Raw genomic sequence first — 15,477 nt, 5'->3', positions numbered from 1 at the left:
ATTACTAACACTTAGTATGTGCAAAAAAGCCGAATGAATCAAAGTGATTTCATTCGGCTTTTTCATATGTACGTAAAGTTGAGCAATGTAAAATACCTGAAATTAATCAAAAATGTGATTAATTTCAGGTATAACTTTGTCTGCTCAGTGAATCATACAATTGCGTGTTATGAACGTAGGGATTTTTAATGGGAAATTAAATTACCACTTACGTTTACGTGCAGCTTCTGATTTCTTTTTACGTTTTACGCTAGGTTTTTCGTAGAACTCGCGCTTTCTAACTTCTTGAATTGTACCACTTTTTGATACAGTACGTTTGAAGCGGCGAAGAGCATCTTCAAGCGATTCGTTTTTGCGAACGACAGTTTTTGACATCTCTCTTTCCCTCCCTCCGAACACACGTCAATACACAATTAGGCAAATCACCTTCTGTTGTGTACTAAAAAATTATATCGTATTGTCTAATAATGGTCAATAGAAAGTATGCGAAATTATCAAGTGAATTTTTGGTTTTATTTTTGCTCGAATTATTCACACACAATTCGCCCACAATAAAAATAATTACATTTTCTTAACAATTAAGGGGTTTACAAAAAATAGAATAAAGGCGTAGAATAATCACATTCAATTTCATATCGGCCAAATCTCAACTATTTGAGAACGGAGGAACCAATCTTTTGGGGTTAATTCTGCTTTAGCAGAAGGGATGAGAAAGCTCTTTCGCCATCCTACCCGTCAGCTAACTTCGTCGGCTAAAGCGAAGGAGGTCGTTATTGACCACCATTATTAGCATGCTTTCTACCCTTTTCATGCTCTAATCGTAGGTCTTTTTATTATGCCATCTAACAAACAGTTGTTTACTATTCAGAATTGAGGAAATATTAAATGAACAATTTTAAAAGAGCATTAAATCCTCCCAAAGTTCTTGTATTGGGCTTTGCCCTTATCATTGCCATAGGTACGTTTCTTTTAACAATGCCATTTTCTACTGAGGATGGGAAGGGTTTGCCCTTTTTAGATGCTTTATTCACTGCTACATCAGCTACTTGTGTCACAGGTTTAATTGTAGTTGATACAGGTGATACCTTCTCTATTTTTGGCGAAGTGGTCCTTTTATTCTTAATCCAAATTGGCGGTTTAGGATTTATGACATTTGCCACATTATTATTTTTACTGCTTGGAAAGAAAATTTCATTAAAAGAAAGACTGCTGCTTAAAGAAGCATTTAATAATATCTCCATTGCTGGTCTTGTTCGATTAGTGAAAAGAATATTACTCTTTACAGCATGTATTGAAATAATCGGTGGTCTAATTCTATCGATTCGTTTTTCTTTTGATATGCCTATTGGAAAGGCCCTTTATTTTGGATTTTTTCATGCCATATCCAACTTCAACAACGCGGGCTTCGATTTAATGGGTGGCTTTAACGGAATGACTGCCTATGTTGATGACCCCTTTGTTGTTTTCACCATCTGTGCTCTTATTACAATCGGTGGATTAGGCTTTATTGTGATGAATGAATTGTATGAATATCGTGTAACTAAAAGGCTTTCTGTCCATTCAAAAATAGTCTTAGTAACGACACTTTTGCTCACTGTTAGCGGAACCATTTTGATATTTTTGTTTGAGTATGGCAACCAAAAAACTCTTGGACCATTATCCGAATGGGGTAAAGTATTAGGTTCCCTTTACCAAGCGGTTACACCACGAACTGCTGGCTCCAATACACTGGCTATTGGGGACTTAACGCATTCTACATTATTTTTAATGATTCTTTTCATGTTTATTGGGGCAGGCTCTGGGTCGACTGCTGGAGGTATTAAAATCACAACCTTTGCTGTTTTAGTAGCTACTATGTGGTCACAAATTCGAGGAAAAGAAGATGTCGTTCTCTTTAAACGTAGAATTGTTACTGAAACTATCTTAAAGGCTTTGACGGTTACAATGTGTGGAGGATTAATTGTTGTAGTCGTGACGATTATTCTCAGTATCACGGAACAGCATCATAGCTTTATGATGTACTTATTTGAGGCTACCTCTGCGTTTGGTACTGTTGGTCTTTCGATGGGCCTAACTCCAGAGCTAACACCTGCTGGTCGTCTTCTTCTGATTATTACAATGTTCGCAGGAAGAGTAGGACCATTAACCATTGCTTTTGCCATTGCAAAACGAAGAAAAAAAGAGAGTTTCCGCCACCCAAAAGGAAATATTATGATTGGATAACCAAATGAGAGGAAGACAGAACGCTATGACCATTAAACAATACGCTGTGATTGGCTTAGGTAGATTCGGAACAAGCGTCGCTCGCAGATTGCATGAAGCTGGACAGGAAATATTAGGAATTGACATAAATGAAGAAAGAGTAGAGGATGCCGAACCCTATGTGACTCACGCTGTGGTTGCAGATACAACAGAAGAAAAAGCCTTAAAATCGATTGGTATTGGTAACTTCGATTGTGTTATCGTAGCGATCGGTAATGATATGCAATCTAGTATTTTAACCGTCTCTTTATTAAAAGAGCTAGGGATCAAAAAAGTGATCGCAAAGGCACTTGGTAAAAGACATGGGCAAGTGTTAGATAAAGTAGGAGCTGATTGGATTATTTACCCAGAAAGAGATATGGGTGAACGTGTAGCCAATCAACTCCTATCCCCAAATATGTTGAATTATATCGAATTATCAAAGGAATACAGCATTGAAGAAATTATGATTCCTTCCAAAATGGCCGGACAAAACCTTCGGGATTTAGACTTGCGCGCAAAATATAACGTCAGTGTAATTGCGATTGTGCGCGAAGGTGAAATTATTATCTCCCCTTCTCCTGAGCAAATTATTGAAAAGGAAGATTTATTAGTAATGATTGGTCATCGAAAAGATCTTAGCTTATTCTCAAATATTCAGTAACCGCAAAAAGGCTGTGTCAAGTTCACCTTGATACAGCCTGCCATTTTTGTCTTAGAAAACTTTCTTTTGATCTCTATCATCTTTTAAAATTTCAACAGCCTCTCTAAAGCGCTGGGAATGAACAATTTCCCGTTCACGTAAAAACTTCAAGCTATCATTTAAATCCGTATCATCTGATAAGTCAATAATCCATTGGTATGTGGCACGTGCCTTTTCTTCGGCTGCTATATCCTCATACAAATCCGCGATAGGGTCACCCTTTGCTTGAATATAGGTTGCTGTGAATGGTACCCCCGAGGCGTTTTGATAAAATAGAGCCCGATCGTGATTTACATAATGATCACCCAATCCAGCTTCTTTCAGCATTTCTGGTGTTGCATCTTTTGTTAGCTTATAAATCATCGTGGCAATCATTTCTAAATGTGAAAATTCCTCTGTTGCTATATCGGTCAATAACCCTACTACTTTGTCAGGAATCGTATAGCGCTGATTCATGTAGCGTAGAGCTGCTGCCAGTTCCCCATCCGCTCCTCCATATTGTTCAATTAAAAACTTTGCAAGCATTGGGTTACATGTACTAACTTTTACCGGATACTGGAGTTTCTTTTCATAATACCACAAAGATTTTTCCTCCTAGTCTTTTGTTTAGACTTGCCATGGCCATGGTGTATCAATCCAGTTAAAAGGATAATTCGAATAGCTTCTCCCAAAATTCATGAGTGGTCCATATTTTTGCTCAAAATCAATTTTAAGTTTCATACTTTTCTCTGTATTTTCATTAAATTGCTGAATGGCGTCATAATCGTGTGGATGAGTGTCTAAATAGAGGTTTAATTCAACAATGACGAAATCAATTGCTTGTATTTCTTCTAATTGCTTATAAAATTCGGGCGGCATCTTTTTAGTCATGCTTCCTCCCTCCTTTTAGGGGAAATGGGTATGGGCTAAACAACTGTGGCCATAGTGTTCCTGCCATTAGCGCTTCTCTTGCGGTTGGAAATTGTGGAAGTCCAGGTGGTTGAAAACCCATATATAGTTGTGGGGGTGTTGCATAATACTTAACTTCTATAGGCTTACAAGGATCAAAGGGGCTAATATAGGGCCTCCAAGACTTATACTGTGTAAACATGACATCCTCCTTTCTGTATTTACATTCATCAGTGGAGTATATGTGTATAGAAAATTATTATGCTGATTAAACACAAAGAAGCCATAAGCTCATGTCAATGTACACATGAGCTTATGGCTCTATAAAAAGATAATATTAATAGTTGGAGTCTGCAATTAAACCATTCATAATAGCTACACCAGAGCTAGCCCCAATACGAGTCGCACCTGCTTCTACCATTTTTTTCATGTCCTCTAAGCTACGAACACCACCTGATGCTTTTACACCAAGTTCTGGACCTACAGTTTTACGCATAAGCGCGATATCCTCTGCTGTTGCTCCACCAGTAGAAAAACCTGTAGATGTTTTCACATAGTCAGCACCTGCTGCTACAGCTAACTCACATGCCTTCACTTTTTCTTCGTCTGTTAGTAAGCATGATTCAATAATGACTTTTACAAGTGCGCTATCTTTAGCTGCTTCTACCACTGCTGCGATATCTGCTTGTACAAGGTCATAGTTTTTATCTTTTAACGCACCGATATTAATAACCATATCTACTTCTTTTGCACCGTTAGCAATGGCGTCTTTTGCTTCAAATGCTTTGACTGCTGGTGTATTGGCACCAAGTGGGAAGCCGATAACCGTACAAACTAACACGTCTGTACCCTGTAATAATTCACTGCTTCGCTTTACCCAAGTTGGATTTACACAAACAGAAGCAAAGTTAAATTGTTTAGCTTCAGCACATAATTTTTCAATTTGTTCTTTTGTTGCCTCAGCCTTTAATAATGTATGATCAATCATACGTGCAAAATTTTTTTCCATTGTTGAACGCTCCTTCATTAAACAAGATGTACGTACCTCTTCGAATCATATCATTTTTTCGCGATGGCGTCTAATTTCTTTCTATATAATGAACACCCAAATATAAACATTACAGAACGAGTCATGTTTATCTGAAGTCCTCAAAAGATTATATAGAAATTGATAACTTAATTATTTCACAAAAAAATCTTATATGTACTGATTTTATAAGGATTATGTTATCATAAATCACGTATCTAAAATATGTACAACGAAAAACTTATTAAATGTTTGGAAACACAAGGTAATGTGAATTGAAAGGATGATATATATCATGAGTAACGAGCGATCAAAAATCGTGAGTTTTCATACTCTAGGTTGTAAAGTAAATCATTACGAAACAGAAGCAATATGGCAGCTGTTTAAAGAAGAAGGCTATGATCGAACAGAATTTGATCAACAAGCAGACGTTTACGTCATTAATACATGCACAGTTACGAATACTGGAGATAAAAAATCACGTCAGGTTATTCGTCGAGCAATTCGCCAAAATCCGGATGCAGTTATTTGTGTAACAGGATGCTATGCACAAACATCCCCTGCAGAAATTATGGCAATCCCTGGTGTTGATATTGTTGTTGGAACACAAGATCGTACGAAATTACTTGGTTATATTGAACAATATCGTGCGGAACGACAACCGATTAATGCTGTACGTAATATTATGAAAAACCGAGTATACGAAGAATTAGATGTACCAGCATTTACAGACCGTACACGTGCTTCGTTAAAAATCCAAGAAGGCTGTAACAATTTCTGTACATTTTGTATTATTCCATGGGCACGTGGTTTAATGCGTTCTCGTGACCCACAAGAAGTATTACATCAAGCACAGCAATTAGTAGATGCTGGTTATCTTGAAATTGTCTTAACTGGTATTCATACAGGTGGCTATGGTCAGGATTTAAAAGATTATAATCTTGCTCAATTACTACGTGATTTAGAGGCCAATGTAACAGGCTTAAAGCGTCTTCGTATTTCATCTATTGAGGCTAGTCAATTAACAGATGAAGTAATTGAAGTACTACGTGAATCAAAGATTGTCGTGAATCATTTACACATCCCTATTCAATCTGGTTCTGATACGGTATTAAAACGTATGCGTCGTAAATATACAATGGAGTTCTTCGGTGAACGTTTAACAAAATTACATGAGGCTTTACCTGATTTAGCTGTTACTTCTGATGTAATCGTTGGTTTTCCAGGTGAGACAGAGGAAGAGTTTATGGACACATATAACTTTATTCGCGATCATAAATTTTCTGAGCTACACGTTTTCCCATTCTCTCCTCGTACAGGAACCCCTGCTGCACGTATGGAAGATCAAATTGATGAAGACATTAAAAATGAGCGTGTGCATCGACTCATCTCTTTAAACGATCAGCTAGCAAAAGAGTATGCTTCTCGTTTTGAAGATCAAGTGCTAGAAGTTATCCCTGAAGAATTTGTGCATGATGACAGTGAAGAAGAAGGCCTTCTAACAGGCTATACAGACAATTACTTAAAAGTAGTTTTTGAGGGTCCAGAAAGTCTAATTGGACAACTTGTAAAAGTAAAAATTACACAAGCAGGCTACCCTCACTCAAAAGGACAATTTGTACGCGTTTTAGAAACAGTGAAATAAATAGTGAAAAAAGGGTTGCTCATTTTATATGGCAACCCTTTTTCCTTTTAATGAAGCTAATCATTCACTTGTATTTTGATTTTTCATAATATTGATAGATGCTTTTAAAGATTGACAGCTCCTATAAGAAAATTAGTAGTACAAACAAAATATCCATCTGTACTACCAGCTTTGTTAATATATTATAATATTCTACTGTCCTCTAAACTAGCATTTATCAAGGACTAGGAGGAGGTGTAAGTCCTAAAAGAACAGGCGTTATTACGCTACTGCCAGCACCAAGGCGGATTTGTTGCACTTGCAATACTTTTACAGTAAGTTCTAAGACAATTTTTTCACGTAATGTGCTGAATGTCCCTTCAGGAGCCGCCATAATCGGTGAAAAATCAAGTTCAAAGAAGTTGGCAGCTACTAATTCACCAAATGGTTGTTCATTGTATTTAACAAGATTTTGGAAGAAAGCCTTATCTAATCGAGCATCCATTTGTGTTCTTTCGTTAAGGAAGTTCGCTTCAGCAAACTCGGAAATGCCTAAGATTGGTGTTGCGCCTCCAGGTGTTTGTGGGAAAATAAGATCTGTAAAACCAGAAAACGGAACGTCAGCAATTCTATCTCGAAGTGCCCCATTACATGCTGATGAAGCATATTCAATATTTTTCCGAATATGTCCTGCTACAAATAATTTAGCTCGTGTTACTCTAAAGAAATCAGTGCCACCAATACGTGCAAAGCTAACTGGTACAAGTTTCACTTGATTTAGGAAGACATTCTTTTTCACTCGTTTGATTTCTGTAGCAGCAGGGCTAAGTGTAATATCCGACTCAACAACGATTTGCAGTGTTGGTTCTGCCAATACAACTGGAACTTTGATAGTTGGCGTTGTAACTGGAGTAGTGACTACTGGTGTAATCTCATTCGTTAATGGAATTTGTTCAGTTGATGTTACAGGACAAGGTTGAAATTGGCTTTCTAATTGATCGCTCAAAAAATTCCCTCATTTCATTTTTTTAGTATTAGAGAGCTCTCCTATCGCTAGAATATGTAGCATTTAAATCTATACATGGACGTATATATTAGTTTTATATTCATTTTATTTGAATTAAGGGATAAATTTCTATAACCCTCCATTACCTTGCCAGTCAAACAGTACTTTAATTTTTTGTACTTGTAACATTTGGATAATTAATTCTAATACTATATTTTGACACAATCGATTGGGATGAATGGCTGACTTATTTTGCGTATTAGATACCCTATACTCAATATTATGCTGTATGTAGCCTTCTATAAATAAATTCCCCTTTAATACAGTTCTTGTTCCATTTCCCAATGACTGGGATCTATGAATAGGTACAAATCTACAATCGGATAGTACTACCTCATTTGTGATCTCTTTAACCTCTTCAATTCCTTTATCAAAAGCAATTTTTTCCTCCATACATATTTCTATTTTGTATTCCCCTAGCACAACAGGAACTCGTATATGTATAAAAGGCTCAGAGGAGTTAATTTCTCCTTTTTTAATTGCTTGTGAGTTATGTAAGGGAACTACTACTGATTTAAACGGATGCTGCTCACTACCATTTTTTTTATTAGTATCCGTTCTCATTAAAGAAATCATTTGATTAATGTTGGAGCTAACCAAACGACAATCTGGTTGTTCAGGGTAAATCGAAATCGTTTGGAGTAGCTTCGTCTGAAGTTGGGGAGATAGGTTATCATTTAAATCAAGAAAATCAAATATTGTATTTTGAACATTTTCACCATAAATAGGAGCATGAAGAAAATCGTTAATTTCTACATAAGTAGAAAAGGGACTTTTTTGGATAATGGTGCATACTTCTCCTTGTAAAGACTTTGCAATCTCTTTATTACGATTTGGAGGATTGTTTTTCTCCTTTTCTGCTATATCATCCAAATGCATATTATTTTCAGCCTCTGACAGAGCTCTATTGAAAGATTTTGGATTATTGTCTGATTGGGCTGTTGAATTTTGTTCTTCAAGGGAGTTCTCATCACTATCTAGTAGATGGTCAATTTCTACCTTTGTTGGACTGGGTACACTTTGATTGCATGCTATCTGGTCTAAAGTGAATTCCTCTACATGGTTCTCATCCATATGTCGGAAATTTTCTTCGTTCTCCTTAACATTCGCTTCTATAGGTATGGGTATGGACGCTAATTGCTCTATTAAGGTCACTTTTGTGTGACTCTCATCGATATCTAGAGGATGTTCGTTTTCTTGCTCAACATTTGTTTCTTTAGATATATGTAGATCTTCATTAGATGCTAATAGCTCTGCTAAGCTAGCATCCTCCCTGAAGTTCTCAAAATTTGGGTGATGTTCGTTTTCTTCCTCAATAGTCTGCTCCATAAGTTCGGAGAGCTCTTCATTAGAGATTATATGGTCTGTTAAAGTTGATTCCTCTGTAATTGGTTTATATTCTTTTTCATCAAGCAGATTATTATTTCCATTAAAAGTCTGTTCTAATGGAGATTCGTCATCTATTTTAGTTTGATACCTCCACTCAGTGTATTTATTTTGTTTAGAGGATATTTTTTTCATCTCTCTAAAATTAATCCATGGAGTTGCCATTCATTCACTCCCAAATAATGATTTGACAAAAAAAGCATAACAATCAATTTTTATTTAAGTTTTAATCCATTAGCTAATTCTTCTGATGCGATTATGTTAGGACAATTGAAAATCTACAATACTAATTACAATCCATATTATGCAATATTTTTACTTTTGTCACAGTCCCACTATGAGATACAATTGGAAGGCGCATGTCCTTATCTTGCCAAAAAAAAGCAGTTAAAAGTTCGAGTAAAAGTGAACTTTCAACTGCCCAACAACATATTTGATTTTATATCAGTATTATTGTTACCATTTTTGCTCCACTACATAAAAAAATTAACAAGGCTCAGTAGGCGGAATCATATCAGGAACAATTGGTGTTGCTGGTGGAGTAAGCCCTGGTAGAACAGGTGTTACTACACTACTTCCAGCGCCCAAACGGATTTGTTGAACTTGCAATACTTTTACAGTAAGTTCTAATACAATTTTTTCACGTAATGTGCTGAATGCTTCTTCAGGAGCTGCCATAATCGGTGAAAAATCAAGTTCAAAGAAATTGGCTGCTACTAATTCACCAAATGGTTGTTCATTGTATTTAACGAGATTTTGGAAGAAAGCCTTATCTAATCGAGCATCCATTTGTGTTCTTTCGTTAAGGAAGTTCGCTTCGGCAAACTCAGAAATGCCTAAAATTGGTGTAGCGCCTCCTGCTGTTTGCGGAAATATAAGATCTGTAAAACCTGAAAACGGAACATCAGCAATTCTATCCTGAAGTGCCCCATTACATGCTGATGAAGCATATTCGATATTTTTCCGAATATGTCCTGCTACAAATAATTTAGCTCGTGTTACTCTAAAGAAATCAGTGTTAGCAATACGTGCAAAGCTAACTGGTACCAATTTCACTTGATTTAGAAAGACATTCTTTTTCACTCGTTTAATCTCTGTCGCTGCAGGACTAAGTGTAATATCCGACTCGACAACGATTTGCAGTGTTGGTTCTGCCAGTACAACTGGAATTTTAATAGTTGGCGTCGTAAGTGGTGTAGTAACTAGTGGTGTAATCTCATTCGTTAAGGGTATTTGTTCAGTTGATGTTACTGGACAAGGTTGAATCTGATTAAATTGTTCACTCAAAAAATTCCCTCATTTCAATATAGTATTAGTGAGCTCTCCTATCGCTAGAGTATGTCGCAATTAAATCTATGTATGGACATTGAACTTGTTCTTTTACATATTTTATTTGGAATGTTTGAGGTTGTGATTTTCCCGGTTGATCTTACACAATGGGCTAAAACTCCATTTAAGCAGGGATTTAACGCAGACCCCCTTCAAATATGATTTACGTAAAAAAACCACTTAATAATATTAAGTGGCTTTCTCTAAGTTATGTTGATAATAAATTATACATAGCTGTTATTCAAATTCATAGGATATGGCAGACAGTGCGTATAATGGCGCTGTTTCTGCTCGTAAAATTCTCGGTCCTAATGACATCGTTTGAGCGCCTGCTTGTAATAGCGCTTCTGATTCTTGACGAGAAATGCCCCCCTCAGGACCAAAGATAATAAGCATTGATTTCGACTTTTTATCATACACGTTTTTTAGCTTCTCCGCAAACCTTGTGCGCTTTTCAGCCTTTGCATCCTCTTCATCAGCAATAAAAACGGCATCGAAATGATCTATTTGTTGTACTAGCTGTTTAAATGATATAGGTTCAAAAACTGTTGGAATATGCGTACGGTGAGCTTGTTCCGCAGCTTCCTTAGCAATTTTCTGTAATCTTTCTTGCTTTTTTGCTCCTTTTTTCTTGTCCCATTTCACAATGGAGCGCTCAGCTTCAAAGGGTAATAAAGCAAACATTCCTAGCTCTGTGGCTTTTTGGGTAATAAGCTCCAGCTTATCACCCTTCGGTAAACCACATGCTACTGTTACTTGAATGGGTAACTCTGGGGAAGGGATTGTTTGTCCAGTCGCTTCAATGACAACCTCATCCCCTTCAAATCCTTCAATTGTGCATATATACGCAGTGTTTTGTGCAACAACTACAATGTTGTCGCCTTGCTTCATACGCATCACTCGTTCAATATGCCGTGCATCTTCTCCACTAATACGTGCATTTTCGATAGCTGTCTCAATAAAATAACGTTGCATGCCACACAGTCCTTTCTAGCAAGAAAGGAAAACGCCAAATCACAAGCACACGGCTCACGATTTGGCGCTTCCTCAGTCATGTTATAGTGGACGACGGGCAATAATGGCTACCCAATCTTCCATTAATAATACTTCTTCAATCACAAAGCCTGAAGCTTCTAGTGCTACTTTCACATCATCTCGTTTTGCACCGATGATGCCCGAAGTGACATATAATCCACCTGGTTTTACAATTGTATACGCGTCATCTGTGAAGGACATGATGATTTCAGCCAAAATATTAGCGACTACTACATCTGCTGGTTCTTTTACAGTATCCAATAAGTTACCATGGAACACTGCCACCTTATCTTCCACTTTATTTAATGCTACATTTTCTCGCGCTGAACGTACAGCTACCTCATCTAAATCAAGCGCATGCACACTTTTGGCACCAAGTAATGCTGCACCAATAGACAATACACCCGATCCTGTACCGATATCAACAACTGTATCCCCTTCTTTAATGACCTTTTCAAGTCCTTGTAAACACATTACCGTTGTTGGGTGGGTACCTGTACCAAATGCCATACCAGGGTCTAATTCAATAATTAGTTCATCTGTTGAAACAGGTGTGTATTCCTCCCATGTCGGTACGATAGTAAAGCGTTCAGAAATCTTAACAGGATGGTAGTATTGCTTCCAGGCCGTTGCCCAATCTTCTTCATTGACTTCCACAATGGATACCACATTTTCACCGATATCAATGTTAAAGTTCGTTAAATTTGTGATAGCTGCTTTTATTTCTTCGACTGTTTCATTTAAAAAACTAGACTCTGATAAATAAGCTTTAACAATCACGCCATCTTTCGGAAAATCATCTTCATTTAGCGCATAAATTTCACCATATTGATCTTCACGTGGCTTCGCAAACTCTGCAGAATCTTCGATGACAACACCACTTGCACCTGCTTCATGCAAAATATTCGAAATTGCTTCTACCGCATCATTTTTTGTATGAATGGATAATTCTGACCACTTCACGTAGCTCTTCAGCTCCTCTAATTATTCACCTTGGAATTTTTTCTTAATTTTATCGAATAGTGAACTACCTTGTTCTTCAGGGATATCGCCACTAATTTCTGCAAATTCTCGTAGTAATTGTTTTTGTCTTTCCGTTAATTTTTCTGGGGTCATAACTTTTACTGTCACATATTGATTACCCATACCATAACCATGAACATTTTTAACACCTTTATCTTTTAGACGGAATTGAGCACCTGACTGTGTTCCAGCTGGAATACGTAATTTTACTTTCCCATGGACTGTTGGTACTTCAATTTCATCCCCAAGTGCTGCTTGAGGGAATGTTAATTTCAACTCGAAGTAAATATCGTCTCCATCTCGTTCAAAATCCTTGTGACCTTGAACGCGGAACATAATATATAAATCCCCTGCAGGTCCACCGTTTATACCTGGTTCACCTTGACCAGATACACGAATTTGTTGTCCATCATCCACGCCTGCTGGAATCGTCACTTTAATTTTCTTACGTTTTTGGACTTTTCCTTCTCCACGACAAGTCGTACATTTTTCTTTAATAATTTTACCTGTTCCATGACATGTTGAGCATGTACGACGATTCATCATACGACCAAATGGTGTATCCACTGCTTGATTGATTTGACCTGCACCTTTACATGTCGAACATGTTTCTGGTTGCGTGCCTGGTTTTGCTCCTGAACCGTGACATGTTTCACACGTTTCATCTTTTGGGATTTCTATTTCTGTTTCTTTTCCAAAAATAGCTTCCTCAAATTGGATGTTCATACGATATTGCAGATCATCCCCTTTACGTGGAGCATTTGGATCTTGACGGCGACCACCTCCGCCAAAGAATGAACTGAAAATATCCTCGAAGCCGCCAAAGCCGCCCCCTCCAAAGCCACCACCAAAACCAGCATTCGGATCCTCATGACCAAATTGGTCGTAGCGTGCTTTTTTCTGGTCGTCACTTAATACTTCATATGCTTCAGCGATTTCTTTGAATTTTTCATCTGCACCTGGCTCTTTATTAAGGTCAGGGTGATATTGTTTTGATAATTTACGGTATGCTTTTTTAATCTCATCTTTTGTAGCCGATTTTGTTAAACCAAGCACCTCGTAATAATCGCGTTTCTCCATGATTCACACTCCGCTCTGTTTGCATAAAATCTATTGTAACATGCAGTTGAAAAAACTGCCTCATTTTTTCGATTAAAGGTTCTATAAGTTCCAAAAATGAAGATACCCACTTCCTAGCAGCTAACGTATGCAACTATCCCATAAATGGTGCATTTACGTGAAGTGACCTCACATCATGACAAAAGCCAAAGCCGCAAGCGGTCTTTGGCTTTTTCACTTTACTGTGTTACTTCTTATTTATCATCTTTTACTTCTTCGAATTCAGCGTCTACAACACCGTCATCTTTTTTACCAGCGCCAGTGTCTGCACCTGCATCGCCACCTTGAGCTGCTTGAGCAGCTGCTGCCGCTTGTTCGTAAACTTTCATCACTAGTGGCTGTAATACGCCCTCTAGTTTTTCTTTAGCTGCTTTAATACCTTCTAATTCACCAGCTTCAAGCGCTTTTTTCAATTCATCACGAGCATCTTCCACAGATTTTTTCTCGTCTTCAGTAATTTGCTCACCAAGGTCAGCAATTGTTTTATCCACTTGGAATACTAATTGGTCTGCTTCGTTACGAAGATCTGCTTCTTCTTTACGTTTAGCATCTGCTTCAGCATTAGCTTCAGCGTCTTTTACCATGCGTTCAATTTCTTCCTCTGATAAACCAGAATCAGATTGAATCACAATTGTTTGCTCTTTGTTCGTACCAAGATCTTTTGCTTTTACAGATACGATACCGTTTTTATCAATATCGAATGTTACTTCGATTTGAGGTACACCACGAGGTGCTGGTGGAATATCTGCTAATTGGAAGCGACCTAATGTTTTATTGTCAGCTGCCATTGAACGCTCACCTTGTAGAACATGAATATCTACTGCTGGTTGGTTATCAGCTGCTGTAGAGAAAACTTGAGATTTTGAAGTAGGAATAGTTGTGTTACGGTCGATTAATTTTGTGAACACGCCACCCATTGTTTCAATACCAAGTGAAAGAGGTGTTACGTCAAGTAATACAACGTCTTTCACATCACCTGTTAATACGCCACCTTGTACTGCAGCACCCATTGCAACAACTTCGTCAGGGTTAACACCACGGTGAGGCTCTTTCCCTGTTTCTTTACGTACTGCTTCTTGTACTGCTGGAATACGTGTAGAACCACCCACTAAAATAACTTGGTCAATTTCAGAAGTTGACAGACCTGCATCAGATAATGCTTGACGCACTGGTCCTACTGTACGATTTACTAATGGTAAAGTAATTTCGTCAAATTTCGCACGCGTTAAAGAAATTTCTAAGTGTAATGGACCTGCTTCTCCAGCTGTAATGAATGGTAGAGAGATTTGAGTTGATGTTACACCAGATAAATCTTTTTTCGCTTTTTCAGCTGCATCTTTTAAACGTTGCATCGCCATTTTATCTTTTGATAAGTCAATGCCATTTTCTTTTTTGAATTCAGCTACTAGATATTCGATAATTGCGTCATCGAAATCATCTCCACCTAGTTTGTTATCACCAGCTGTAGCTAGTACTTCAAAGACACCGTCACCTAACTCAAGGATAGACACGTCAAACGTACCGCCTCCAAGGTCAAATACTAATACTTTTTGATCTTGATCTTGTTTATCTAATCCATAAGCAAGAGCTGCAGCAGTTGGTTCGTTGATGATACGCTCTACTTCTAGACCTGCGATTTTACCAGCATCTTTAGTTGCTTGACGCTGTGCATCGTTAAAGTAAGCAGGAACTGTAATAACTGCTTTTGTCACTTTTTCCCCTAAGTAGTCTTCAGCATAGCCTTTTAAATATTGAAGAATCATTGCAGATACTTCTTGTGGCGTGTAGTCTTTATCTTCTACTGTTACTTTTTCAGCCGTACCCATTTTTGATTTAATAGAAATGATTGTGTTAGGATTTGTTACTGATTGACGTTTCGCCACTTCACCAACTTGACGTTCACCATTTTTAAAGGCAACAACAGATGGCGTTGTACGGTTTCCTTCTGGGTTTGGAATTACTTTTGGTTCTCCACCTTCAAGTACAGAAACGCAAGAGTTTGTTGTTCCTAAGTCAATACCAATAATTTTGCTCAT

Annotated in this window: 15 protein-coding genes and 1 riboswitch; of the genes, 3 read left to right on the top strand and 12 right to left on the bottom strand. The window is 37.6% G+C overall.

Translation table 11 applies throughout. The annotated features are described in order from the left end of the window. Nucleotides 1–201: 201 nt before the first annotated feature. A complete protein-coding gene (gene rpsU, locus HXV90_RS00190; protein ID WP_004227078.1) occupies nucleotides 202–375 on the bottom strand; it encodes a 30S ribosomal protein S21 in 174 nt (57 codons plus the stop codon). 252 nt (nucleotides 376–627) lie between these two features. Continuing rightward, a riboswitch (cyclic di-AMP (ydaO/yuaA leader) is annotated at nucleotides 628–769 on the top strand. Between the two features lie 116 nt (nucleotides 770–885). Here rpsU and HXV90_RS00185 point away from each other — a divergent pair. Beyond that, nucleotides 886–2,223, top strand: coding sequence for a TrkH family potassium uptake protein (locus tag HXV90_RS00185; RefSeq protein WP_048392187.1), 1,338 nt, complete (start codon nucleotides 886–888; stop codon nucleotides 2,221–2,223). A gap of 25 nt (nucleotides 2,224–2,248) precedes the next feature. After that, the gene (locus tag HXV90_RS00180) at nucleotides 2,249–2,905 is read left to right on the top strand and encodes a potassium channel family protein (protein ID WP_004227067.1); all 657 of its coding nucleotides are present in this window, start codon (nucleotides 2,249–2,251) and stop codon (nucleotides 2,903–2,905) included. Nucleotides 2,906–2,956: 51 nt separating this feature from the next. On the opposite strand, the gene HXV90_RS00175 is transcribed toward HXV90_RS00180, so the two are convergent. The 4 genes from HXV90_RS00175 to deoC form a co-directional block, all read right to left on the bottom strand. Continuing rightward, nucleotides 2,957–3,526 (bottom strand): manganese catalase family protein, encoded by a 570-nt coding sequence (locus HXV90_RS00175; RefSeq protein WP_004227065.1) that lies wholly within the window; start codon nucleotides 3,524–3,526, stop codon nucleotides 2,957–2,959. A gap of 24 nt (nucleotides 3,527–3,550) precedes the next feature. Then, on the bottom strand, nucleotides 3,551–3,814 hold the full coding sequence (locus HXV90_RS00170; protein ID WP_016994107.1) for a spore coat protein CotJB: 264 nt from the start codon (nucleotides 3,812–3,814) through the stop codon (nucleotides 3,551–3,553). After that, nucleotides 3,807–4,034, bottom strand: coding sequence for a spore coat associated protein CotJA (locus HXV90_RS00165; RefSeq protein ID WP_004227061.1), 228 nt, complete (start codon nucleotides 4,032–4,034; stop codon nucleotides 3,807–3,809). Before HXV90_RS00165 ends, HXV90_RS00170 begins: the two co-directional genes overlap by 8 nt. Before the next feature lie 135 nt (nucleotides 4,035–4,169). Continuing rightward, nucleotides 4,170–4,841: a deoxyribose-phosphate aldolase gene (deoC, locus tag HXV90_RS00160; protein WP_048392186.1), complete on the bottom strand. Its 672-nt coding sequence runs from the start codon at nucleotides 4,839–4,841 to the stop codon at nucleotides 4,170–4,172. 313 nt (nucleotides 4,842–5,154) lie between these two features. Between deoC and mtaB the strand changes: the two genes are divergently transcribed. Further along, entirely contained in the window at nucleotides 5,155–6,504 is a 1,350-nt protein-coding gene (gene mtaB / locus HXV90_RS00155) for a tRNA (N(6)-L-threonylcarbamoyladenosine(37)-C(2))-methylthiotransferase MtaB (RefSeq protein WP_048392185.1), read from the top strand. A 217-nt stretch (nucleotides 6,505–6,721) separates the two neighbouring features. Here mtaB and HXV90_RS00150 read toward each other — a convergent pair whose 3' ends face one another. The 7 genes from HXV90_RS00150 to dnaK all read right to left on the bottom strand — a co-directional run bounded on the left by HXV90_RS00150 (nucleotide 6,722) and on the right by dnaK (nucleotide 15,477). Next, complete coding sequence (locus HXV90_RS00150; RefSeq protein ID WP_054550096.1) at nucleotides 6,722–7,489, bottom strand: CsxC family protein; 768 nt, start codon at nucleotides 7,487–7,489, stop codon at nucleotides 6,722–6,724. A gap of 129 nt (nucleotides 7,490–7,618) precedes the next feature. Continuing rightward, nucleotides 7,619–9,100, bottom strand: coding sequence for a BC_2427 family protein (locus HXV90_RS00145; RefSeq protein ID WP_269898085.1), 1,482 nt, complete (start codon nucleotides 9,098–9,100; stop codon nucleotides 7,619–7,621). Nucleotides 9,101–9,421: 321 nt separating this feature from the next. Beyond that, on the bottom strand, nucleotides 9,422–10,222 hold the full coding sequence (locus HXV90_RS00140; RefSeq protein ID WP_048392182.1) for a CsxC family protein: 801 nt from the start codon (nucleotides 10,220–10,222) through the stop codon (nucleotides 9,422–9,424). 279 nt (nucleotides 10,223–10,501) lie between these two features. Continuing rightward, entirely contained in the window at nucleotides 10,502–11,239 is a 738-nt protein-coding gene (locus HXV90_RS00135; protein ID WP_066036450.1) for a 16S rRNA (uracil(1498)-N(3))-methyltransferase, read from the bottom strand. A gap of 81 nt (nucleotides 11,240–11,320) precedes the next feature. Continuing rightward, nucleotides 11,321–12,262, bottom strand: coding sequence for a 50S ribosomal protein L11 methyltransferase (gene prmA, locus HXV90_RS00130; RefSeq protein WP_004227050.1), 942 nt, complete (start codon nucleotides 12,260–12,262; stop codon nucleotides 11,321–11,323). Nucleotides 12,263–12,283: 21 nt separating this feature from the next. Next, nucleotides 12,284–13,402 (bottom strand): molecular chaperone DnaJ, encoded by a 1,119-nt coding sequence (gene dnaJ / locus HXV90_RS00125; protein ID WP_016995416.1) that lies wholly within the window; start codon nucleotides 13,400–13,402, stop codon nucleotides 12,284–12,286. Between the two features lie 233 nt (nucleotides 13,403–13,635). Beyond that, a complete protein-coding gene (gene dnaK, locus HXV90_RS00120; RefSeq protein WP_048392179.1) occupies nucleotides 13,636–15,477 on the bottom strand; it encodes a molecular chaperone DnaK in 1,842 nt (613 codons plus the stop codon).

The organism is Lysinibacillus sp. JK80 (genome assembly GCF_027557635.1).
Classification (GTDB): domain Bacteria; phylum Bacillota; class Bacilli; order Bacillales_A; family Planococcaceae; genus Lysinibacillus; species Lysinibacillus capsici.
This window is presented reverse-complemented; position numbering and strand designations above follow the sequence as displayed.